The following is a 19,919-nucleotide window of genomic DNA, read 5'->3' on the forward strand; positions in this document are numbered from 1 at the left end:
AAACCCTCATTTAAAGCCCTGAAATGAGGGTTATTGGGTAATTCAATTCTATTTTTCCCCTAAAGTTTTTAGGGTAATTATGGAGAAGCTTCCACAAATCAAAAGTAATAACAGTGTTGGAGCCGCTACCTTACCCAAGTAGTAAATTCTTCTGCTCTCACTCTGGGGGTATGAAAACTGTTCACTATGTCGTTTTTGTTGGCATACCCGAGTGCCATACCGCACACAAGCATCTCATTCTCTTTGGCGCCAATGGATGGCAGAATGATTTTTGCGTAGTCGTTCCAAGCGGCCTGTGGACAAGTATCCAAACCTTCACCTCTGGCGGCAACCATCATGTTCTGCAAGAACATACCGTAGTCGAGCATGGAGCCTCTACCAAGCTCTTTATCTATTGTGAAAAATATAGACACTGGCGCACCAAAGGCTTGGAAATTTTTGCGATGCTGTGCATGCATCTTATCTTTATCGCCCTTTGTAATTCCTAATAAGCCATACAAACCCCAACCATTTTCTCGACGTCTATCAATATAAGGACTAAACCATTTGGTTGGGTAATAGTCATATGCTGGTTGATATTCTTTTGCTAACTCGGGATTGATCGCAATACTGTCATAAGCAGCGCACACTTTTTCGCATAAGGTGTCAAGCGCCACACCCTCTACAACATATGCTTTCCATGGTTGAGTATTTGTACCAGAAGGTGCTCGCGCAGAGATATCAAGCAACTTCAGGATGACCTCTTTTGAGACAGCCTCTTTAGTAAATGCGCGCACTGACATGCGAGAAGTGATGGCTTCAGCTGGAGTTAATGCCTTCATTAGTATCCTCTGGCTCTGTTGAGTTTTATTAAGATTTAACGCTGTTAGCTCGTGCCTGATGTAGCTTCCGATAGCTATCAATTAGGCGATGGTGCCTATCTAGACCCTCTAACTTCATGCTCGTTGGCGTTAAACCAAAGAAACGAACACTTCCTTCGATTGAATCCAATACGGCATCCATCCTGACGTCACCATACATACGACGAAAGTTAGCCTCATAGGCTGAGATCTCTAGCTCGTCATCGAGCAGAACCTCAAGGGCAGCATCTAGAGCTTGATAAAACAATTTTCGCTCGACTGTGTTGTCGTTGTACTGAAGAAAAGCACCAACTAACTCATGCGCTTCTTCAAATTGCTTAAGAGCCAATTGAATTAATAACTTCAATTCGAGTACGGTAAGTTGACCCCAGACTGTGTTCTCATCAAACTCGATGCCAATCAGTGTCGCAATGTCGCCATACTCATCTAGCTCGTTATTCTCCAAACGCTCCAAGAGCGCAGCTAGACTTACATCATTGAGCTGAGATAAATTCAAGATATCACTACGGAATAGCAATGCCTTGTTGGTGTTGTCCCAAATAAGATCTTCAACCGGGTAAACCTCAGAATATCCTGGCACCAGAATTCGGCAGGCGGTTGCGCCCAACTGATCATATGTGGCTACATAAACTTCTTTACCCAACTCTTTCAGGATGCCAAATAAAGTCTCCGCCTCTTTGGTATTGGAGTCCTCACCCTTACTCGAGAAATCCCAATCTACGAATTCATAATCGGATTTAGCACTAAAGAAACGCCATGACACAATGCCACTAGAGTCAATAAAGTGCTCAACAAAGTTATTGGGCTCGGTTACTGCTTCGCTGGCAAAGGTAGGCGGGGGTAGATCATTTAGACCCTCTAAGCTACGACCCTGTAATAACTCAGTCAAACCTCTTTCCAGCGCAACCTCAAGACTTGGATGCGCACCAAAGGAAGCAAAGACGCCGCCTGTTCTTGGGTTCATTAATGTGACACACATCACTGGATAAATGCCGCCGAGTGAAGCGTCCTTAACCAATACTGGGAAGCCCTGCTCCTCTAGACTCTGAATGCCCGCTAGAATGCCAGGAAATCTTGCTAACACCTCTTTAGGAACGTCAGGTAACGCAATTTCACTTTCCAGAATTTCACGCTTGACTGCCCGCTCAAAAATCTCTGATAAACATTGCACTTGAGCTTCAGCTAACGTGTTACCAGCACTCATTCCATTACTAACGAATAGATTTTCAATGAGGTTAGATGGAAAATAAACTGTCTCTCTATCGGACTGACGAACATAAGGCAAGGAGCAGATGCCACGTTCTACATTTCCAGAATTCGTATCTACCAGATGCGATGCACGCAGCTCTCCATCGGGGTTATAAATATTCAGACAGTACTCATCCAAGATATCTGTCGGCAAAGCATCTTTCTTGCCAGGCTTAAACCAACGTTCATTTGGATAATGTACAAACTCTGCATTGGCAATGTCCTCACCCCAATAAGAGCCGGCATAAAAATGGTTATTACTCAGGCGTTCAATATATTCGCCCAGCGCAGAAGCTAAAGCGCTTTCTTTTGTAGCGCCCTTGCCGTTGGTAAAGCACATTGGTGAATGTGCATCACGAATATGTAGGGACCAAACGTTTGGAATTAGGTTGCGCCATGAAGCAATCTCAATCTTGATACCCAGGTTTGCCAGCAAGGCAGACATATTGGCGATCGTTTGCTCCAAAGGGAGATCCTTGCCAATAATATGAGTACTGGATCCGACATCTGGCTTTAAAGTGAGTAGACTTTGTGCATCAGCGTCAAGATTAGCGACTTCCTCAATAAGAAACTCAGGGCCTTCCTGTACGACCTTTTTGACAGTGCAACGCTCAATAGACCGCAAGATACCTTGGCGATCAACAGCAGAGATATCTGCCGGCAATTCCACCTGAATCTTAAATATTTGTTTGTAACGATTCTCTGGATCAACGATATTATTTTGCGAGAGGCGAATATTTTCAGTGGAGATATTTCGAGTCTCGCAATACAACTTCACAAAATAGGCGGCGCATAAAGCAGACGAAGCTAAGAAATAATCGAATGGTCCAGGCGCTGAACCATCACCTTTATATCGGATTGGTTGGTCAGCAATAACTGTGAAGTCATCAAACTTTGCTTCTAAACGAAGCTTATCGAGAAAGTTGACCTTAATTTCCATGGAGATAGTTCCAAAATAGCGCAAATAATGATGTGGACACCATTATCCATCGCATCTTCAATCTATAGAATGTCTTTAAAGCTTAAGCTAGCCACATTTGGCGATATACGCCATCCGGATCATGATCTTGGGTTTGCTTAGCCACATTAAAAGGCCTGCCTCCCCTAGGATCCGTGCCTTTGCCGGCAATATATAACCAATTACCTTGATTGCTATAAACGTCATAGTCAATCAATTGACATTCAAACCAAGCGGAACCAGCTTGCCAATCGCCCTGCATGTCATAAATCCAATAACTTGCCACAATTTGACGCATACGATTGGATAGATAGCCCGTATTCTTTAATTCACGCATACCGGCATCAATCAGCGATTCTCCTGTATGGCCAGATGACCACTTCAAGAATTTTTCACTATCAAACTGATTGCTAGGCGCCTTACTTAAGCCTTTGGAGTAGTAGAGCCTTTTGCCATACTTAAAGTGCAGAAACCGGAAGTAGTCCCTCCAAAGTAATTCAAACCAAAGCCAGTAGGCCCCATCATTTGCCCCATAGCAAATTTCATAATCTGACAATTTCTTTGCAATAGATCCTGCAGAACAACAACCCTGCGCTAACCATGGAGAGAATTTGCTGGAATAGTCCATGCCGATCAGCTCATTACGTGTTTGTTTGTAAGTATCAGGCAGACGTCTCTCAAAATAGTGTTCGATGTAGGCATCGGCACTGCGCTCCCCTCCACAAAACTTACTGCCATTAGATAAAGTGCTTTGGTTCGCAACTGTGATCGGGGGGATCTGGATAGTCGGCAACGGAGGAATACTCTTAGGAGCCTCTATAGGATTGAAAAACTTTAATTTCTTTTTTTCTACTTGCTGACGAAATTGGGTAAAGATATCTGGCATATCCTCCAATGGAAATGGCAGGGACTGAGCATCCAACATGCTAGATTGCCAGAGCGCGTTAATCCGGAAACCAGCACCCCTTAATAGCGCCACTTGCTCTAACTCTTCTGGTGCTTGAATTTGCTCGCAATAGATAGTGCCTATATCAATCTGGGATTTTAATTTCTCAAACACATCCAAGACATCACCAGCCACCTCATATAAGTCTGATCCCAATTTCCTAAGCTGACTCCGCAAGTCCTGAAGAGATTGGTCCAAAAATACCTGACGATACTCTCCTATTCTCGGAAATCCCCATGCAGTCTCTTGCTCTAAGTTAGGCTGATGCATGTAGACCGGTAGAAGAGAATCTGCCGCCTTACATGCCTGTAAAAACGATGGATTATCTTCGAGGCGGAGATCATTTCTAAACCAATAGATTGCAGTCGTCATCTATATTGCACCGATCTGAATCACTTGATTCTTGTAGGCTCCTGATAGTGCTTTTTTCACTATCTTATAAATGTCGAGATCAAACTCTGCCTCACCAGAATCCGCCAATTCGTAAAGCTCTTCCTGATTAATCGCAGTGCCTAGATAGCACCACTTGTCGACCACAATCATCTCGCCACCTTCTTGAATGGCAATAGCACCAGAGTATGGCCAAACCTGCACCTTAAAAAGTTCCATAGCGGTTTTTAACTGTAAATTATGCAAGGCAATGGGAGTGAGATTAATGCAGGTACCGCTACATTGCTTTACTTGAAAGCCAAAGCAAGATTTACCTTCAATGCGCTTCTCCAGACCAAGCAATGCTTCACATAGATGGTATTTTTTTGCTACCGCCTTTAAATACGAGTGCGCCTCTCGCTTGCTATAAAACAAACCATATAAATTATCTTGTAACCCAGGGGCCAAATGATGGTGGGTGATTAAAGACGGAGTGAGCACACCCACAGAATCCTCTTCCAAGCTCCAAGCACAAAGATCTTTAGATCTCCGAAGTTTGATGTTCATAGAGGGCATACGCTCTTTAATTAATCTTGACTCGAGGATTAAGGCGCCCAACTCTCCGCTGGTTTCAATCCAATCAATATCACGAACCTGTAAAGAGAGCTTCATTTCTTTACGTTGCGTTAAAGCACCCTGGAAGTGCCCCATCACCCTGCTCCGTAAGGAAATGCTCTTGCCAATATAAAGAGGAGTCTTATTATCTCCATAAAAGATATAGCAACCAGGGCCATCGGGTATGGAGTCAATGACATGCTGGTCGATGTTTGAGGGGAGACTAGCATTGCCAATGAGTTGATTGATCGCTTCATTTAACTTTTCTTGCCCAAACTTTGACTCACATACACGCCAAAATTGAAGTAATAAGTCGGCATCCCCTAGTGCACGATGTCTGGCGCTAACCTGTAGACCATGCGAGCTAATAATGGTGTCGAGATTATGACGCGGCTGATCTGGAAACAGTAATCGAGACAGCTTGACAGTGCATAAAACTTTCGGCTTAAAGTCAATGCCAATCCTCTTAAAGGATGCTTTGATAAAGCCATAATCAAAACGGGCGTTATGAGCGACAAAGATTTTGCCCTCGAGCTCTTTTTTTAACTCTTCCGCAAGCTCAGAAAAACAAGGCTGCCCCTGTACCATTGCTGGCGAAATACCTGTCAGCCTTTGAATGTTTTGCGGGATATAGGTTTGCGGGTCAATCAACCTTCCCCATACTTGAAGATCATTACCCGCTAGGGTTTTAATACCAATTTCAGTAATGCGATCACGATCGAAATGAGACCCAGTGGTTTCAATATCAACAAAAGCTAAATCTGGGTAAGGGCTAAGCTTACTATTCACGCTAGAAGCATCAATTCCATTTAGTTTACGGACGGACCTCTATTTAGATAATCTGCAAAACTAAAAATAGAATTGGGGCCGCGAGGTACATCCTCAACTTTTTTGAAGGCTGTTTTAACCACTTTCTGAGTTTCCCCTTTTTTCTTTTTTTCTTGACTAGGAGTAACCTGCTTTTCCAAGTGAAAGTAAGGCTTGCGCTCTGGAGCAGTCTGCACATCACTAAAACGGGGAATGTAATCTTTAATTGCAGAGGCTAGAGTCACATTAGAGATGCAGCTCATCATATAAGCTTCAAGTGATTGATAAAGCTCTTTCGCAATATCCGACACCTCCACTTTTCTCTTCTTAATTTGGTTCATTGCTAGAACAATATCTTTGATAGTAATAATTCTAGGGTCTTTTGAAAGCTGATATCCACCCGTGCGGCCTTTCACTGCAACAACAAGACCCGACTCTCTTAGCGGGCGCAATAGCAGCTCGATACGGCTGATAGAAATTTTCTGTCTTTTTGCTATATCGGGAGCAGGGACAAGCTGCCCATTCGTTGAATGGCTTGCAATATCAACGAGTGTATTGAGCGCTACTCTGACTGCTTTGGTGACTTCCATTGGAGCTTTCGGCATAAAAGTTAGATTGAGGCTAGTATGAAACCGATCCCAAAAATGTGCTGCAGCGCATTAATTAACCCTATCTAACTTATGGTTGAAATAATTAGACTCCAGCACCCTCTCGCCTATAGGCTACTCCGTTTTCTCGCCTGCATTCTGGCTGGCGGAATGATTGCTCAAATCTATGCTTGCCTCGTAACGTATTTATTAATCAATGATTCTCAGGCGGCAGGTATGGTAGCGAACATAGTTGTACAACAGCTTTCATATTATTTTTTAGGCTGCGCATTCGCAATCTTAAGCATTGCTAATATCCTTATCAGAAGAGGTTCGAGCCCGCTTAAAAATATCCGCCTTCCCTTGCTAATATTGATGATGGCAGTTGCGGTGGTGAGCTTTCTGCTGATACCCCGCATGGATTACTTGCGAGATACGGCGTTGATAGACGGTATGCCGGTCATGCTCTCGCCGTTTGCAAATTACTTCCAGATTTTGAATGTCTTGGTGATGTTATTGCTATTAACGCAGATTATTTCTAGCGCCTTGGTGGCATGGCGCCTGGTTGACTCAGAATCAACCTAGATGAGCCCGCACCGCAGCAATCAAGGGTATCTGCTGCTCTGGCCTTAGAAACTGCCCTAGCTCTATGCGTAGGTTTGATTGGCTTATATGAAAGATTTTCGATCCCTCCAATGGCAGCTCAATTTTGGCCCACTGTGTATTAAATTCATACACAGTCTCTTTGTAGCCAATGAATTTTTTGACCAAAAGACATTTACCGTCAATTTCAATCGTTTCACAATCTAATGCGTGTCTACAGTAGATTAAAAATCCGAGCGTTACCGCACTAAGCTCTAAAGCAGTAAAAATGGGAATAACCCAAACCCCCGCTACAAAGAACCCAGTTGCAACTATCAGCGAGAGACAAACCAGGGCAATATAGAACTTGAGGAGCTGCTTGGGAGTGAGCGCGCAGTTTCTGCGCATTTGCCAGCGCTTCATCTCGATGCAATTCTGGAAAAGGCTAGTGAGCGCTTATTGGCTTTTACTGCGCTCTTGGGATTTCGCTAACTGGTCAGCACTTCTTTGTTGAAAATCGACCATGGAGTGATATCCCATTTGGTAGCAAGGGCAATGCTTCCCCAGAATCCAGCGTGCGAGCTTAATGCGAAGTTTTTGGATCATGTTTATCTCTCATAAGTGAACCTCAAATGTAAACGGAAATGGCATTTATTGCTGAGCCTAGATCAAAATACGGGGGGTTTTAAGATGCACACGGCATCAGCAGAAATTATTCAAATCCATTACATTGATTACATGACTAATTCAGACTCCTCCCTTCGAAAAATACCGCTATTCCCACTGGGCACCGTACTGTTTCCGGACGGCGTAATCGCCCTCAAGATCTTTGAGGCACGCTACCTCGACATGATGAAGACATGCTTACGTGAAAAAACAGAGTTTGGCGTTGTTAGCATCATGAAGGATCAGGGCGCCAAAGAAGATTCGCCCCCAGTCTTTTCTCAAATCGGAACCCTGGCCCTAATTGAAGACTTTGACCCTGTTCAACCTGCCTTGTATATGACCAAGTCATCTGGAACACAGCGCTTTAAGCTTCTGAATAGTCAACAAGAGTCAAATGGACTGTGGATCGGTGAGATAGAGCTTCTAGCAAATGATCCCGTGACACCTATCCCTGAAGAGCATCAAAAGGTAGTGAAATTATTGAATGAAATTATTTCAGTCATTCAAAGTGAAGATTTATTGGGTGAATCCCCTTTCAAGAAGCCTTTCAAAATAGATGACTGCGGGTGGGTGTCCAATCGCCTTGCAGAACTTTTGCCTATCTCTCTAGCTCAAAAGAACCATTTGCTAGCCCAAACCAATCCCCGAATCAGACTCGATCTGGTGACGGAAATTATCGAAGATGATGGCTTAAGTAATCTCATGCTGCACTAAATCCATGCTTGATGAGCTGATTCGTAAAACGATTCGTGAAATGGTGGGTGGTGGCGGGCCACCGGTAGCATTTCTAACGCCATCAGGTGATCGTGGTCTCTTTGGCCCAGAATCGATTGCCTGGAAAGTGCATGCGGACTTTATCTCGATGATGATCGGTGGCATTAGCTCGCTGATCATGCAAGCACTTCATCCACAAGCCTTAGCAGGAGTATGGGACCACTCTAGCTTTAGGGAGGATCTCAAAGGCAGATTGGGAAGAACAGCCTTCTTTATTGCCGCTACCACCTATGGATCAACTGAGATGGCAGACAAAGTGATTGAAAGGGTTAACCAGATTCATGCAAAGATTAGCGGCTTTGATGAATTCGGAAAACCATATTCAGCTACCGATCCACATCTACTGTCTTGGGTCCATCTCACGGAAACACACAGCTTTATGCAGTCTTTCGAGGATTATCGAAAAGAGAAATTAAGCCCGCAGGAAAAGGATCAATACTTTCTTGAAATGAAATCCCTTGGTGAAAGAATGGGCGCCCATTCTTTACCTAGCACCTATGCCAAAACAGGCAGTGCAATTCAAGGCTATATCCCTGAACTTTACTTTGGAGAGCGTGCAAAAAGCATTCTCGATTTGCTCGAGAACTTCCCTAGTAAGCTTGCAGCCAAACCCTTCATTAAACTCATTACTCGCGCAGGCTATCTCAATCTTCCAGATTGGGTCTATCCATTCATCAAGAGACCAACCCCCAATCTGATTGAGCGCTTAGCAGTAAAAAAGAGTGTTGATTTAATTGCAGTACCCATTCGCGAGGCCCTTAAGGATGGGGTGGCCGCCCACTCACTCCGTAGAGTTTATGGATAATTTATTTGGAAAGACAGCATGATCACTAATTACCTAATATCAGGCATGGTTGGCATCATGCTTTTCTTCACTATAGTTGTCGCCCCGACTGTTTTTAAGGTGCTCCCCGTCGAATGGTCAAGCAAGTATGTTCGGAACTTTTTTCCCAAGTACTATGCTTGCCTGGGCTTAATTACTACTGCCTGCATTTTTACTGCGACTGATGGAGTTAGCAAGATCTTATTAGCGATTTGTGCACTGCTCTTTGCCTTTACCCTCTCTTATCTAACTGGAAAAATTAATGAGGCCAAGGATCAAGGGCAAAGTCGTCGTTTTCATCTACTGCATGGCGTAAGCGTTGTTATCAACTTATTTCAGTTAATTACTTTTATCTATCTTCTAGTCAAATAATCATCAATAGACGGATGGCTAAGATCCAGGCTTCACCTTATTTGGATCTGACTCTTGAACCTTATCTTGTTTGATAGGTAAATTCAGGCTAGGAGCTGCCATTTTTTCGCCATCCCAAACTTGGCCACACCAACATTCACCTGCATCATTAATAATGCATACGCCTGAACCACAGCAACGCTTGTCTGGGGTCTTCATACATTAGCCTAATCAAGAAATGGAAATTAAGACTATTCTAGGGTTTTTATGAAACTAGCGCTTGATCTTGCAATGGGCACATGATGCAAAGTACATTATTTGAAACCCCACTTGGCGACTCTGCTTTGAATATTTTGTCAAAGGATGGGAGCACTCATTACTTCCCCAAGGTCTTTGCCGAACAAAGTGCCGCCCAATTCATGAACCAGCTTCAGGCATCACTTACATGGGAGCCTGATCAACTCATGATGTTTGGAAAATTGGTGACCACTCGCCGTAAAGTTGCCTGGGTTGGTGATCCAAAGTGTAGCTATACATATTCTGGGGTAAAAAAGAATCCGCAAAACTGGACATCTGAGCTTTTACTCATCAAGGCTCAACTAGAAGAAATATCACGAGCCAAGTTTAATTCTTGCTTATTAAACCTCTACCATGATGGAGGCGATGGTATGGGTTGGCATAGTGATGATGAAAAAGAACTCGATCCCACATCTCCGATCGCCTCACTTAGTCTTGGGGCAAAACGTAAGTTTGCCTTTCGCCACAAAAAGGATCAAGAAACAATTTCGCTTTTTTTGGAGAACGGTAGCGCCCTCATCATGCATCCGCCTACCCAAGAGTATTGGCAGCACACTTTACCGAAAACCAAAACTGTGCCGGACATTCGCATGAATTTAACATTTAGAAAAATCAATACTCATGCAAAATGAGGTCAAACCCAAAGCTGCCGTGGCTATCATTGGCGCAGGCTTAGCAGGCCTTAGTTGTGCCAATAGATTGCAAACGCTTGGCTTTCAAGTTCAGGTCTATGAAAAGAGTCGCGGGCCAAGTGGTCGGATGAGTACTCGCCATGGTGAGAGTTGGTCAGTGGATCATGGAGCTCAATATTTCACGGCGCGAGATCCAGCATTCATTGAAATCCTGAATACCTGGATTGAGGCAGGTGTCGTAGCTAAATGGCAGCCACGCTTATCTGTATATGAAGGTGGCCAGTGGCGAGAGAGCAATTCCAGTGAGCGCCGTTATGTGGGCGTGCCTGCCATGAACTCACCTGGTCAATTTTTAGCTAAAAATATATCCATTGAATTTAATCAGACTATCGATAAGATTTATCAGCAAAATGGGAAATGGTTGCTTCACAGCCTAGAGAATGGCGATATTACCCAATCATTTGATTACTTAGTATTAGCAATTCCTACCCCTCAGAGTTCCGCTCTAGCCAAATTAGTAGATCACTCTACTGAAGCAACTTGCTCTAGCGTAAATATGCAAGGCTGTTGGACGGTGATGGCACGTTTCTCAGAAAAAATTTCCATGCCTTTTGATGCTGCCTTCATTAATAATGAAATCATCAGCTGGATCTCTCGAAATAATTCTAAGCCTGGACGTACTGGCCAAGAAACCTGGACAATACATGCAAACCCTCAATGGAGTCAGCAATGGATCGAGCTAGATCAAGATGAAGCAAGCAGGCTAATTCTGGAATCCGCAAAGAAGCTCGGTCTAAATTGCCAGAATGCTGAAATTTCTATCCATCGCTGGCGTTACGCAAGCGGCGCAATCAATACAGAAATGGGATGTATTCTGAATAAAGATACCAATCTTGGTCTCTGTGGAGATTGGCTCAATGGTGGCAGAGTTGAAGGAGCATGGCTTAGCGGCTATCAATTAGCAAGCGCAATTCATATTTCAGCAACATTTAACCCATAAGGCCTAGATTATGTCCCGCAAAGCATCTATCGAATTACGAGATCTCAAGCTGCAAACTCAGATTGGCACATACAAAACTGGTGACATTATCCCTGACAGTCATTTATTGGACCTCACCCTTTGGATTGACTCGAATCTCGTATTCATTTCTGAGGACAATATGGGCAATGTTTTTGATTACGATCCTCTTATTGTTGATATTACGAGGCTAGCTAGTGATTGTCATTATGAAACTCAGGAAAGATTAATGAGCAGAATCATTGAGGCTTGTGCAAGCTACCCTCAAATCCAATCCCTAGAAATTGGCCTTAGAAAATCACCCGTTCACAATAGCTCGGGCTCACTTGGCGTTAGACTAAACCTGGACCAGGAAGCGCTATCAAAGTTAAGAAGCTAGACCTTACTCAATGCACTAAATCAGCGAGACATTAGCCATGAATTTCAGCAACATCTTGATCTCAACACTAGCGAGTATTACGTTTAGTCTTTTTCCCCTGCTAGCAAACGCTAATTTAGCGAGTGATTTAAATGATGGGCAGCACGTTCTTCTCATGCGACATGCAGATGCCCCGGGCTATGGGGATCCTACTGGCTACCAACTAGATAAATGTGCCACCCAAAGAAATCTAGGTGACTATGGAAAGAAACAAGCCGTCATCATAGGAGATTGGCTAAAAAGTCAGGGGATTACTTCCGCAAACGTCATTAGCAGTCAGTGGTGTCGTTGTATGGATACAGCCAAACTATTAAATAAGGGGCCTGTTCAGATCTCACCAGCTCTTGGTTCATTCTTCGACGACATGAGTCTTGAAAAAAAGCAAACAAAAGAGTTGGAAAAACTTATTCAATCCAAACTCAATAGCAATAACAAGGTGCCACTGATTTTGGTAACCCACCACGTCAATATACAAGCCTATACAGGCAAGGTGGTGAACGTAGGCGATATGGTGTTAGTAAAGGTCAATCAGAATGGGCAGCATTTATCTCACCAGATATACCCTAGCCCCTAACGATAGTAAGCAGCCTGCTTGGTATCGCTTGAATCACCATCCACATGTAGGTGCCCTGTTTTTACAAAGATGGTGCAGCCCTCTTTGCTAAAAGGCTGATGCAGGCTCATATGGGGGCTTCTGATCCAAGAGCCGGCGGGATAGCGCCCATGCTCATCTTCAAAAACACCATCAACTACAAAAATTTCCTCACCTCCGTAATGCTTGTGGGGATTGAAATACGTTTGAGGCGCCCATCGAACTAAGGTTGAGCCGCTACCCTGCTGCATTAGTGGCATCACATGAAGACCCGGAACCATACCTTGGTACCAAGGAGCAGTTTTGGTGTCAATTACTTCTCGTGCCACTTGATCTGGACCAAGATGGCGTAACTTTACAAAAAGAGTACATCCAGCTTTACTGAATGGCGCATGGGAAGATCCCGGTGGATTCATCAGGTACGTGCCAGCAGGATATTCGCCAGTCTCATCGCCAAAGACCCCATCTAATACCAAGATCTCCTCACCAAATTCATGAGTATGGGTTTTAAATTGGGCTCCAGGTTCATAGCGCACGATAGAGGTCGCCTTTGCCACCTCATCACCCATGCGATCGAGCATGCGTCTTGCGACACCTGGCTCGGGACTGGGAGCCCATGGCAAGTCATGATGATTTATAACGACCCGTTGGCTGTAATCAGCATTGATGTTCATTTATTGCGTTTCAAATGTAAAAATATACCTAAGCATAGCAAGCAAAATAGATAAATGCTGAACAATCAAATAAACCGCGCACATTCTTACGTGATCTGAGCTAAAGTCCAGATATATCGAATTTATTTAACGCTTGCACAAAGGCTTTATGAGCTTGCTTCCAAAACCATTTAACGCCCTTGTTATTGGATCCTCAGGGACTATAGGGTCACATTTCGTAAAACTACTCGAGAGTAATCCGTCATGCTCAAGAGTGATTGGTATTCACCGAAACTCGGCTCATGCTATCGACTACCATCACCCCGAGACCATTGAAATATCTGCCAGCAGCCTGGCAGACTTGGGGCCATTTCAACTAATCATCAATACCATTGGTGTACTGCACTCAGAACAATGGATGCCTGAAAAGAAATTGGATGATTTAAACCAAGCTCAACTCAGCGAAATGTTTAACACCAATACCATTGGCCCAGCTTTAACAATAAAGTACTTCTCAAAACTCTTGGATCCAAAGCATGGGGTCATGGCAACACTATCCGCTAAGGTAGGCAGTATTGAAGATAATCGATTGGGTGGATGGTATAGCTATAGAGCTTCTAAGGCCGCACTCAATATGATCATCAAAACGGCTTCTATCGAATTTGCAAGAACAAAACCCAATATCGCTTTGATTGCCCTTCACCCCGGCACTGTGAACTCTGGATTGTCTCAACCTTTTCGCGGTCAGCAAATCGGCAGAGATCCTTTAGAAGCTGTAACTGATATGTTTAGTGTTCTTGCAAATGTAGAGAAAGAAGATTCGGGAAGCTTTCTGACTTACTCAGGAGAAAAGCTGCCTTGGTAGAAAAACGGCTTAGGAATTTCTTCCTAAGCCGTTTATTTCATTAGTGGGCCCATCTGGACTTAGCCCTTCAACAAAAACCTACTTGATATTATTTTTTAAGCGTCGATAAAAACTGCTTGATTGATTTGTTTTGAACTTCATTTTCATTTGGTGTTGCACCTGCTCCTGATAAATGGCCCATAGGCATCACATCATTAATGGCAACATACTTCACATTAGGAATATATTTTGCAGATTCTTTAGCATCAGATTCTGGATTTAATAAGTCCCCGGTACCCGCGAGAATAAGCGTCCTTGCTTTAATAGATTTCAAAGCAGCAATCGTATCTCCATTGAAACCTTTTGTTTGTCCAATGTCATGACGGTCATAAGCACGTGACTGCCAAATCCAATCGTTTGCATCCATGCGCTTCCAAGAAGCATCCTGAAGCTTATTCAGAAATCCTATTTCTGCCTCAGGCGTATTGAATTGTTGATTCTGATAAGCCGGTGTTCTGACAATCACTCCACTCAACCATCCTGCCCACAAGCGCATTCCCTTCTCAACTGGCTTGTCATATTTCCCGCCCTGGTATGCTGGGTCAGTCATGATGCTCTGTCTAAGCATCTCAAGTACTCCGGTAGTCCAAGCATGTGTTTTTGCCAGCGGAATAATGGGAACAACCGACTGCATTGCATCAGGATAAGAAACGGCCCATTGCAAAGCCTGCATACCCCCCATGGAGGCGCCTACCACTGTCACCAATTTAGTAATTCCAAAGTGCTCTCTTACTAAGCGGTATTGACTATTGACCATGTCCCGGATATTGAATTCAGGAAAATTTACATTTGCCTGTGTTTGACTATTTGAAGGAGAGGTTGTTAATCCATTGCCTATTGCGTCAGTACAAATGACAAAGTACTTATCGGTATCCAATGCTTTGCCCGGGCCAATGAGGTAATCAATTCGGTGATGATTCCCACCAATCGCTGTCACCATCAAAATAGCGTTTGATTTATCTGCATTCAGAGTTCCCTGCGTTGTGTAGGAAATTTTAAAATTTTCGATTGTGGAGCCATTTTCAAGAGGAAAGTTTCCCTCTGTATAAGATTGATGAACCGGATCCGTATCTTTATGGGCAAATACACTGGTAGAGCAACATGCCAGCGCTAAACATGCGCTAAGAAAATGTAATTTGATTTTCATAAGCCTCCTTTTTGTTATGGAAATATCTTACAGCACAGTTACAAAGTCTGCCCCCTAAAAAAATAAAACCACCCTTGGGTGGCTTTATTTATCAACGCTATGGGATTACTCGCCTGTTATCTTCTTCTCTCTAATTAACCTACCCCAAGTGGCAGATTCTTTGGTCATATATTTGGCGAGCTCTTCACGCGAAGTTGGCATTGGCGTTAGGCCATGATCATTTAACTGACTCACAACATCAGGAGACTTCAATACCTTCACAATCTCGACATTCCAGCGATCCATTATCGGAGCTGGAACTTTAGAGGATGCAACAAATGCATACCAATTTGTTGCATTAAATCCAGGGAATCCAGATTCAGCAATAGTAGGAACTTTTGGGAGTGACTTCAGTCTCTGTGGGCCAGTTACCGCCAGAGGAATGAGTTTGCCATTTTCAATATAAGCTTTTGCCGTACTGTAGGTTGAAAAATAAGCAGCCACTCTTTCGCCGAGTAAATCCTGCATGGCTGGAGCTCCACCCTTGTAAGGGACGTGCACAGTTTCAATGCCAGCCATTTCATCTAACAACTCTCCAGCCAGGTGAGAGGCAGATCCTGGTCCCGTGGAAGCGTAATCTAATTTTTTTGGATTTTTCTTAGCATAAGCAATGTACTCTGCGAATGTCTTGATGCCAGTACCTGCATTCACTACAAGAATATTGGGAAAGTTAACCCCCATCGAAATAGGCGAGAGATCTTTAAAAGGATCATATGGCAGCTTCATCATATGCGGCGCAATCGTGAGTGGGCCAACAGAGCCAAATAAGATTGTGCTGCCATCTGTAGGCCCAGTTGCTGCAAACTGATGAGCAATATTTCCGCCTGCACCACCCCGGTTATCTACAACCACGTTTGCACCAATGTTCTCACCAAGTTTTTTTGAGATGATCCGGGCTGCCGTATCTGCAGCTCCACCTGCCGCAAATCCGACAACCATAGTGATCGTCTTTTTAGGCGGGAACTCTTGAGAATTTGCCGAATAGCTTAGCAAGCCAAATGCAAGACTAAGCAATACATTAAAGATATTTTTCTGTTTCATAGCAATCATTTTTACTATTCTCCACTTAAGCCAAGCTTATTGGGTTGGCGTTTTTCAATTGCATTCTTTAAAAGCGCTGCAAGTCTATAGAATCCATGGGCAAATTTCCCATAGGGCATGGTTAAAAAGAAACCCATCACAAATCCCAAATGGATCGCTAGTAATGCGGGCATCGCACTCGTATCCCGATAAGCCAATAAAGCCAAACCAGAGGCACTAATTAAAAATAGCAGCACAATAAATGCCCTATCCATTGGCTTTTGCGAGGCATCGCCATGCTCGGAATTTCGTTTGAAATTTAAATATAGCAAACCTGCAGGTCCAATTAACAAACCAATACCACCAAGTGTACCCAATATAACGGGCAAACTATTGAGCGCATATGGGGCATGTAAATCTAGCAAATAGTGATACAAAGTAGCTACGCTAGTGGCTGCAAAGCAAAGCATAAAGCCGTAGAAGGTAAAGTGATGGAACCGCTTACGCCACAAAGTAAATGCATCATCTTCGTTGTTACAACCCTCGCCATGACCTCCACCAAGATACTTTAAAGTCAAAGCGTCATGTGTCGCCTCAGCTACTGCAGCGCCGGAGGCAATGCCTGGTGAAATACCGCGCCAGAAATTGTGCAGCCCAATCAATAAAGCCAAAATAGAAAAACCAAAAACTGCGCCAAACATGATTGCCAAAGTGTTGTGAGAGAAGATAGCGTAAAAATTTCCCTTCAGGGGTCCGGCAGTTAAGGAGCCATTTACCGCTAGTGTTAGGAGTAAAAATAAAATGAGTGAAAGGGATGCTGCCATTGAGACAGTCACCCCATTTGTTTTATATAGAGAACCCAAAGCTCTTGGCCATGCATAAGCAATGTATGTATCTTTGCGAACTTGCGCCATTACCTTCGGAATATTCACTGCAAATTCATGTGGTGGAGCATATTGGCAAGCATGCAGGCAAGCTCCACAGTTATGGCAAAGATTGGCCATAAAGTTCACGTCAGCAGGCAAAAACTCTATCCTTCTTGTCATTGCAGGAAAGACCGCACAAAAGCCCTCGCAATATCGACAAGAATTACAGATGGTCAGCATACGCGCCGCTTCCACTTCTGGCGCATTTGAACCTAAAGCACTAGCTTCCAAAATTAAGGCATTAAGTTGCTGCATGAGAATTACCTTTTTGATGTAATGCTGCTTTTGCAGCTTCGCTTCCGGCTACGCGCCCAAATACTGTGCCAATCGTCATACCAATTCCTGCGGCGTATCCTTTGCCTAATACATTTCCAGCCATCATTTCTCCGGCTACAAATAAATTCTCGCTGGGTTTATCGCCAAACCGAACGGCTGCAGTTTCATCAGTCTTTAAACCCAAGTAGGTAAATGTAACGCCGGGTCGAACTGCAAAGCCATAAAAAGGACCTTTATCTATCGGCAAGGCCCAATGCGTTTTAGGTGGCTCTAGACCTTCGGTGTGACAGTCGTCCATGATCGTATGATCAAAAGTTCCCACTCGGCACGCTGCGTTATAGTCGCCTATTGTTTTTACTAAGGAGTTTGGATCTAATCCGAGCTTTTGGGCCAACTCCTCCAAAGTATCGGCTTTCTCCCCAGGGAATACTGGCGGCATAAAACGACCTAAAACTTTTGAGTCAATAATGGAATACCCAATTTGGCCTGGTTGCTGAGCGACTAATCTTCCCCAGAAAGCATAACGCTTAGGCCAGAAGTCTTCACCTTCATCTGAAAAACGCCGGGCATTTTTATTAACCACAATTCCAAATGAAACCGCATCGATACGAGTGCAAATACCACCATCATATAAAGGCGCTCGTGCATCAATCGCAACCATGTGCGCCTGGGTTGGGTCGCTGACGGAATCTGCGCCTAGTGCTATTAATTGCTTGAGCAGAACGCCCTTGTTATATTGCGTACCGCGTATTAAAAAGTTGTCGGCCGGAGATTCGCCATATTCATTGACACCCCAGGCCTCTTTTAGCCACTCGCGATTGGACTCAAAACCCCCCGCTGCTAACACGCAAGTCTTTGCCTCAATTCGTTCATCGCCTACATAGGCAGCGATAAACTTTCCATCCTGGATTTCTACTGAGTCTACTGGTGAGTTGTAGCGAATTTCTACGCCCAACTTCTCAGCACTTCGGTAATACGCATTTACTAACGCTTTACCACCGCCCATAAAAAATGCATTAGTTCGGGATAGATTGAGCGTCCCAGATAGAGGAGGCTGAAAATGTACTCCATGATGCTTCATCCATTCGCGACATTGAGAAGAGGCGCGTATTACAAATCTTGCCAATTGTTCATCCGTCTTGCCGCTAGTTACCTTGAGCACATCCTGCCAATATTCTTCTTCAGGATAGGATTCGAGCATGACGTCTTCTGGTTGATCATGCATTGCTCGGATATTACGGGTATGCCCTGAATTACCACCTCGCCATTCTTTTGGGGCGGCCTCCAAAACTAGTACGGAGGCCCCAGCCTCAATAGCCGTGAGAGCGGCGCAAAGAGCGGCATTACCGCCACCAATGACCAGTACATCGAGTTGATTTTGTTTATTTTGGGAGCTCATGCTGGCAGTATCCAATATAACTTTTATATTGATAAGTGCAATATTTAATCTAATTATTGCGTATTAAGCAATAATAATATCCTACTACCCCCCCTTCTCAGACGCTCTTTTGAATCAATTTGAAGAAAGCTTCAGCCGCCGGAGAAAGACTGGTATTTTTATGGCGCAGCAAAGTAACCTTGCGCTTAACGGCGGGATCTTTTAATGGAATCTTGTGAATATGAGGGCGCTCACCATCATTTAGTGTTGAAGAAGGCAATATTGCACAACCTACTCCAGCAGCCACTAAATTGATAGCGGTGGCATGATGCCGGACTTCATAGTTTCCGTTGAGATGAATGCCATGCTTCGCAAGCTGATAGTCCATTAGCACTCTAGTAGAAGTAAGGCTACTGACCACAATTAAGTCCGCATCACGCATATCCGACCAAGTAAGCAATTTCCTACTCCTGAGCGGATGGGTATCCTGGCATATAAAGACGAGAGGATCGTCAAATAAAGATGTCTCTATTAAATCGGGATGTTTTTCGCCCTGTAAAGCAAGCCCAATTTCTGCCTGATGATTGAGAACTGCTTTTCGGACTTCGCTAGAGGTTGCATCAAGTATGCGTATACGATTATCAGGATAAGCATTGGCATATTGCTGGATAAGCTTAGGAACCATGCTCACTGTTAGGCTTGGTATACACGCAAGACTAAAGCTACCTTTTGCATGCAGCGACATATCTTTAAGATGACTAATCGCAGATGTCATCTCACCTACGATCGCACGAGCTTGTGGCAAAAACTCGCGACCCACTGCAGTAAGCTCAACATGACGAGTTGTCCTGTCAATTAGCTTGAGTCCAAGATAAGACTCAAGCTTTTGAATTCGGCGTGTTAGGGCTGTTTGCGTAATGTGCAGTTGATCTGCGGCTTTATTAAAGCCACCGAGCTCTGCTATCACTACAAATGCTTGAATGCCATCAAAATCAATTTTCATGCCAATTTCTTATATCTATTTTTGGTGGAA

Annotated in this window: 23 protein-coding genes; 9 read left to right on the forward strand and 14 right to left on the reverse strand. The window is 43.9% G+C overall.

The features are described 5' to 3' along the window. Positions 1-125 precede the first annotated feature (125 nt). The 5 genes from AOC21_RS07975 to AOC21_RS07995 all read right to left on the reverse strand — a co-directional run bounded on the left by AOC21_RS07975 (position 126) and on the right by AOC21_RS07995 (position 6,393). Positions 126-821: a nitroreductase gene (locus tag AOC21_RS07975; protein WP_215391471.1), complete on the reverse strand. Its 696-nt coding sequence runs from the start codon at positions 819-821 to the stop codon at positions 126-128. Between the two features lie 28 nt (positions 822-849). Next, entirely contained in the window at positions 850-3,048 is a 2,199-nt protein-coding gene (locus tag AOC21_RS07980; protein ID WP_215391472.1) for an OsmC domain/YcaO domain-containing protein, read from the reverse strand. An 82-nt stretch (positions 3,049-3,130) separates the two neighbouring features. Further along, complete coding sequence (locus AOC21_RS07985; protein WP_215391473.1) at positions 3,131-4,384, reverse strand: DASH family cryptochrome; 1,254 nt, start codon at positions 4,382-4,384, stop codon at positions 3,131-3,133. Then, a complete protein-coding gene (locus AOC21_RS07990; RefSeq protein ID WP_215391474.1) occupies positions 4,385-5,785 on the reverse strand; it encodes an exonuclease domain-containing protein in 1,401 nt (466 codons plus the stop codon). A gap of 20 nt (positions 5,786-5,805) precedes the next feature. Then, positions 5,806-6,393: an Rrf2 family transcriptional regulator gene (locus AOC21_RS07995; protein WP_215391475.1), complete on the reverse strand. Its 588-nt coding sequence runs from the start codon at positions 6,391-6,393 to the stop codon at positions 5,806-5,808. A 168-nt stretch (positions 6,394-6,561) separates the two neighbouring features. Between AOC21_RS07995 and AOC21_RS08000 the strand changes: the two genes are divergently transcribed. Beyond that, positions 6,562-6,975, forward strand: a complete 414-nt coding sequence (locus AOC21_RS08000; protein ID WP_215391476.1) for a DUF4149 domain-containing protein — start codon at positions 6,562-6,564, stop codon at positions 6,973-6,975. Here AOC21_RS08000 and AOC21_RS08005 read toward each other — a convergent pair. Continuing rightward, positions 6,967-7,395 carry a DUF2244 domain-containing protein gene (locus AOC21_RS08005; protein WP_215391477.1) on the reverse strand — a complete coding sequence of 143 codons (429 nt, stop codon included), beginning with the start codon at positions 7,393-7,395 and terminating at the stop codon, positions 6,967-6,969. The genes AOC21_RS08000 and AOC21_RS08005 overlap by 9 nt on opposite strands. 33 nt (positions 7,396-7,428) lie before the next feature. Then, positions 7,429-7,578 (reverse strand): hypothetical protein, encoded by a 150-nt coding sequence (locus AOC21_RS08010; protein WP_215391478.1) that lies wholly within the window; start codon positions 7,576-7,578, stop codon positions 7,429-7,431. A 132-nt stretch (positions 7,579-7,710) separates the two neighbouring features. Here AOC21_RS08010 and AOC21_RS08015 point away from each other — a divergent pair, with 132 nt between their 5' ends. From AOC21_RS08015 to AOC21_RS08025, 3 genes are read left to right on the forward strand one after another with little or no spacing between them, the layout of a single operon-like run. Further along, positions 7,711-8,352, forward strand: a complete 642-nt coding sequence (locus AOC21_RS08015; protein ID WP_215391479.1) for an LON peptidase substrate-binding domain-containing protein — start codon at positions 7,711-7,713, stop codon at positions 8,350-8,352. Positions 8,353-8,356: 4 nt separating this feature from the next. Beyond that, the gene (locus AOC21_RS08020; RefSeq protein WP_215391480.1) at positions 8,357-9,217 is read left to right on the forward strand and encodes an oxygenase MpaB family protein; all 861 of its coding nucleotides are present in this window, start codon (positions 8,357-8,359) and stop codon (positions 9,215-9,217) included. An 18-nt stretch (positions 9,218-9,235) separates the two neighbouring features. After that, a complete protein-coding gene (locus AOC21_RS08025; protein ID WP_215391481.1) occupies positions 9,236-9,607 on the forward strand; it encodes a DUF4149 domain-containing protein in 372 nt (123 codons plus the stop codon). A gap of 18 nt (positions 9,608-9,625) precedes the next feature. On the opposite strand, the gene AOC21_RS08030 is transcribed toward AOC21_RS08025, so the two are convergent. Then, the gene (locus AOC21_RS08030; protein ID WP_215391482.1) at positions 9,626-9,805 is read right to left on the reverse strand and encodes a hypothetical protein; all 180 of its coding nucleotides are present in this window, start codon (positions 9,803-9,805) and stop codon (positions 9,626-9,628) included. Positions 9,806-9,885: 80 nt separating this feature from the next. On the opposite strand from AOC21_RS08030, the gene AOC21_RS08035 reads away from it, so the two are divergent. The 4 genes from AOC21_RS08035 to AOC21_RS08050 are packed head-to-tail and all read left to right on the forward strand — an operon-like array spanning position 9,886 to position 12,525. Then, a complete protein-coding gene (locus AOC21_RS08035) occupies positions 9,886-10,515 on the forward strand; it encodes an alpha-ketoglutarate-dependent dioxygenase AlkB (RefSeq protein ID WP_215391483.1) in 630 nt (209 codons plus the stop codon). Next, entirely contained in the window at positions 10,505-11,515 is a 1,011-nt protein-coding gene (locus tag AOC21_RS08040; RefSeq protein ID WP_215391484.1) for an NAD(P)/FAD-dependent oxidoreductase, read from the forward strand. The genes AOC21_RS08035 and AOC21_RS08040 overlap by 11 nt, the downstream gene beginning before the upstream one ends. A gap of 10 nt (positions 11,516-11,525) precedes the next feature. Beyond that, entirely contained in the window at positions 11,526-11,912 is a 387-nt protein-coding gene (locus tag AOC21_RS08045; RefSeq protein WP_215391485.1) for a dihydroneopterin aldolase, read from the forward strand. Positions 11,913-11,949: 37 nt separating this feature from the next. Then, positions 11,950-12,525 (forward strand): histidine phosphatase family protein, encoded by a 576-nt coding sequence (locus AOC21_RS08050; protein ID WP_215391486.1) that lies wholly within the window; start codon positions 11,950-11,952, stop codon positions 12,523-12,525. On the opposite strand, the gene AOC21_RS08055 is transcribed toward AOC21_RS08050, so the two are convergent. Further along, a complete protein-coding gene (locus AOC21_RS08055) occupies positions 12,522-13,217 on the reverse strand; it encodes a cupin domain-containing protein (protein WP_215391487.1) in 696 nt (231 codons plus the stop codon). The genes AOC21_RS08050 and AOC21_RS08055 overlap by 4 nt on opposite strands. A 148-nt stretch (positions 13,218-13,365) precedes the next feature. On the opposite strand from AOC21_RS08055, the gene AOC21_RS08060 reads away from it, so the two are divergent. Then, positions 13,366-14,061: an SDR family NAD(P)-dependent oxidoreductase gene (locus AOC21_RS08060; protein ID WP_215391488.1), complete on the forward strand. Its 696-nt coding sequence runs from the start codon at positions 13,366-13,368 to the stop codon at positions 14,059-14,061. 88 nt (positions 14,062-14,149) lie between these two features. Here the strand turns inward: AOC21_RS08060 and AOC21_RS08065 are convergent, their stop codons facing one another. The 5 genes from AOC21_RS08065 to AOC21_RS08085 form a co-directional block, all read right to left on the reverse strand. Beyond that, positions 14,150-15,247: an alpha/beta fold hydrolase gene (locus tag AOC21_RS08065; RefSeq protein ID WP_215391489.1), complete on the reverse strand. Its 1,098-nt coding sequence runs from the start codon at positions 15,245-15,247 to the stop codon at positions 14,150-14,152. A gap of 105 nt (positions 15,248-15,352) precedes the next feature. Further along, complete coding sequence (locus AOC21_RS08070) at positions 15,353-16,327, reverse strand: tripartite tricarboxylate transporter substrate binding protein (RefSeq protein WP_215392796.1); 975 nt, start codon at positions 16,325-16,327, stop codon at positions 15,353-15,355. A 14-nt stretch (positions 16,328-16,341) separates the two neighbouring features. Next, positions 16,342-17,487, reverse strand: coding sequence for a tricarballylate utilization 4Fe-4S protein TcuB (gene tcuB, locus AOC21_RS08075; RefSeq protein ID WP_215391490.1), 1,146 nt, complete (start codon positions 17,485-17,487; stop codon positions 16,342-16,344). Further along, positions 17,474-18,907 carry an FAD-dependent tricarballylate dehydrogenase TcuA gene (gene tcuA / locus AOC21_RS08080; RefSeq protein WP_215391491.1) on the reverse strand — a complete coding sequence of 478 codons (1,434 nt, stop codon included), beginning with the start codon at positions 18,905-18,907 and terminating at the stop codon, positions 17,474-17,476. Before tcuA ends, tcuB begins: the two co-directional genes overlap by 14 nt. Positions 18,908-19,004: 97 nt before the next feature. Further along, complete coding sequence (locus tag AOC21_RS08085; protein ID WP_215391492.1) at positions 19,005-19,889, reverse strand: LysR family transcriptional regulator; 885 nt, start codon at positions 19,887-19,889, stop codon at positions 19,005-19,007. Positions 19,890-19,919: the final 30 nt, after the last annotated feature.

The organism is Polynucleobacter sp. VK25, from assembly GCF_018687355.1.
Lineage (GTDB): Bacteria > Pseudomonadota > Gammaproteobacteria > Burkholderiales > Burkholderiaceae > Polynucleobacter.

Excerpts from the sequence above, each read along its gene's own strand:
- AOC21_RS08035 (WP_215391483.1), top strand. The coding sequence starts at position 9,886 with ATGATGCAAAGTACATTATTTGAAACCCCACTTGGCGACTCTGCTTTG.
- AOC21_RS07995 (WP_215391475.1), bottom strand. The coding sequence starts at position 6,393 with ATGGAAGTCACCAAAGCAGTCAGAGTAGCGCTCAATACACTCGTTGAT.
- AOC21_RS08060 (WP_215391488.1), top strand. The coding sequence starts at position 13,366 with ATGAGCTTGCTTCCAAAACCATTTAACGCCCTTGTTATTGGATCCTCA.
- AOC21_RS08010 (WP_215391478.1), bottom strand. The coding sequence starts at position 7,578 with ATGATCCAAAAACTTCGCATTAAGCTCGCACGCTGGATTCTGGGGAAG.
- AOC21_RS08000 (WP_215391476.1), top strand. The coding sequence starts at position 6,562 with ATGATTGCTCAAATCTATGCTTGCCTCGTAACGTATTTATTAATCAAT.
- AOC21_RS08005 (WP_215391477.1), bottom strand. The coding sequence starts at position 7,395 with ATGAAGCGCTGGCAAATGCGCAGAAACTGCGCGCTCACTCCCAAGCAG.
- AOC21_RS08025 (WP_215391481.1), top strand. The coding sequence starts at position 9,236 with ATGATCACTAATTACCTAATATCAGGCATGGTTGGCATCATGCTTTTC.
- AOC21_RS08085 (WP_215391492.1), bottom strand. The coding sequence starts at position 19,889 with ATGAAAATTGATTTTGATGGCATTCAAGCATTTGTAGTGATAGCAGAG.
- AOC21_RS07985 (WP_215391473.1), bottom strand. The coding sequence starts at position 4,384 with ATGACGACTGCAATCTATTGGTTTAGAAATGATCTCCGCCTCGAAGAT.
- AOC21_RS08040 (WP_215391484.1), top strand. The coding sequence starts at position 10,505 with ATGCAAAATGAGGTCAAACCCAAAGCTGCCGTGGCTATCATTGGCGCA.
- AOC21_RS08030 (WP_215391482.1), bottom strand. The coding sequence starts at position 9,805 with ATGAAGACCCCAGACAAGCGTTGCTGTGGTTCAGGCGTATGCATTATT.
- tcuA (WP_215391491.1), bottom strand. The coding sequence starts at position 18,907 with ATGAGCTCCCAAAATAAACAAAATCAACTCGATGTACTGGTCATTGGT.
- AOC21_RS08055 (WP_215391487.1), bottom strand. The coding sequence starts at position 13,217 with ATGAACATCAATGCTGATTACAGCCAACGGGTCGTTATAAATCATCAT.
- AOC21_RS08065 (WP_215391489.1), bottom strand. The coding sequence starts at position 15,247 with ATGAAAATCAAATTACATTTTCTTAGCGCATGTTTAGCGCTGGCATGT.
- AOC21_RS08045 (WP_215391485.1), top strand. The coding sequence starts at position 11,526 with ATGTCCCGCAAAGCATCTATCGAATTACGAGATCTCAAGCTGCAAACT.
- AOC21_RS08020 (WP_215391480.1), top strand. The coding sequence starts at position 8,357 with ATGCTTGATGAGCTGATTCGTAAAACGATTCGTGAAATGGTGGGTGGT.
- tcuB (WP_215391490.1), bottom strand. The coding sequence starts at position 17,487 with ATGCAGCAACTTAATGCCTTAATTTTGGAAGCTAGTGCTTTAGGTTCA.
- AOC21_RS08015 (WP_215391479.1), top strand. The coding sequence starts at position 7,711 with ATGACTAATTCAGACTCCTCCCTTCGAAAAATACCGCTATTCCCACTG.
- AOC21_RS07975 (WP_215391471.1), bottom strand. The coding sequence starts at position 821 with ATGAAGGCATTAACTCCAGCTGAAGCCATCACTTCTCGCATGTCAGTG.
- AOC21_RS07980 (WP_215391472.1), bottom strand. The coding sequence starts at position 3,048 with ATGGAAATTAAGGTCAACTTTCTCGATAAGCTTCGTTTAGAAGCAAAG.
- AOC21_RS08050 (WP_215391486.1), top strand. The coding sequence starts at position 11,950 with ATGAATTTCAGCAACATCTTGATCTCAACACTAGCGAGTATTACGTTT.
- AOC21_RS08070 (WP_215392796.1), bottom strand. The coding sequence starts at position 16,327 with ATGAAACAGAAAAATATCTTTAATGTATTGCTTAGTCTTGCATTTGGC.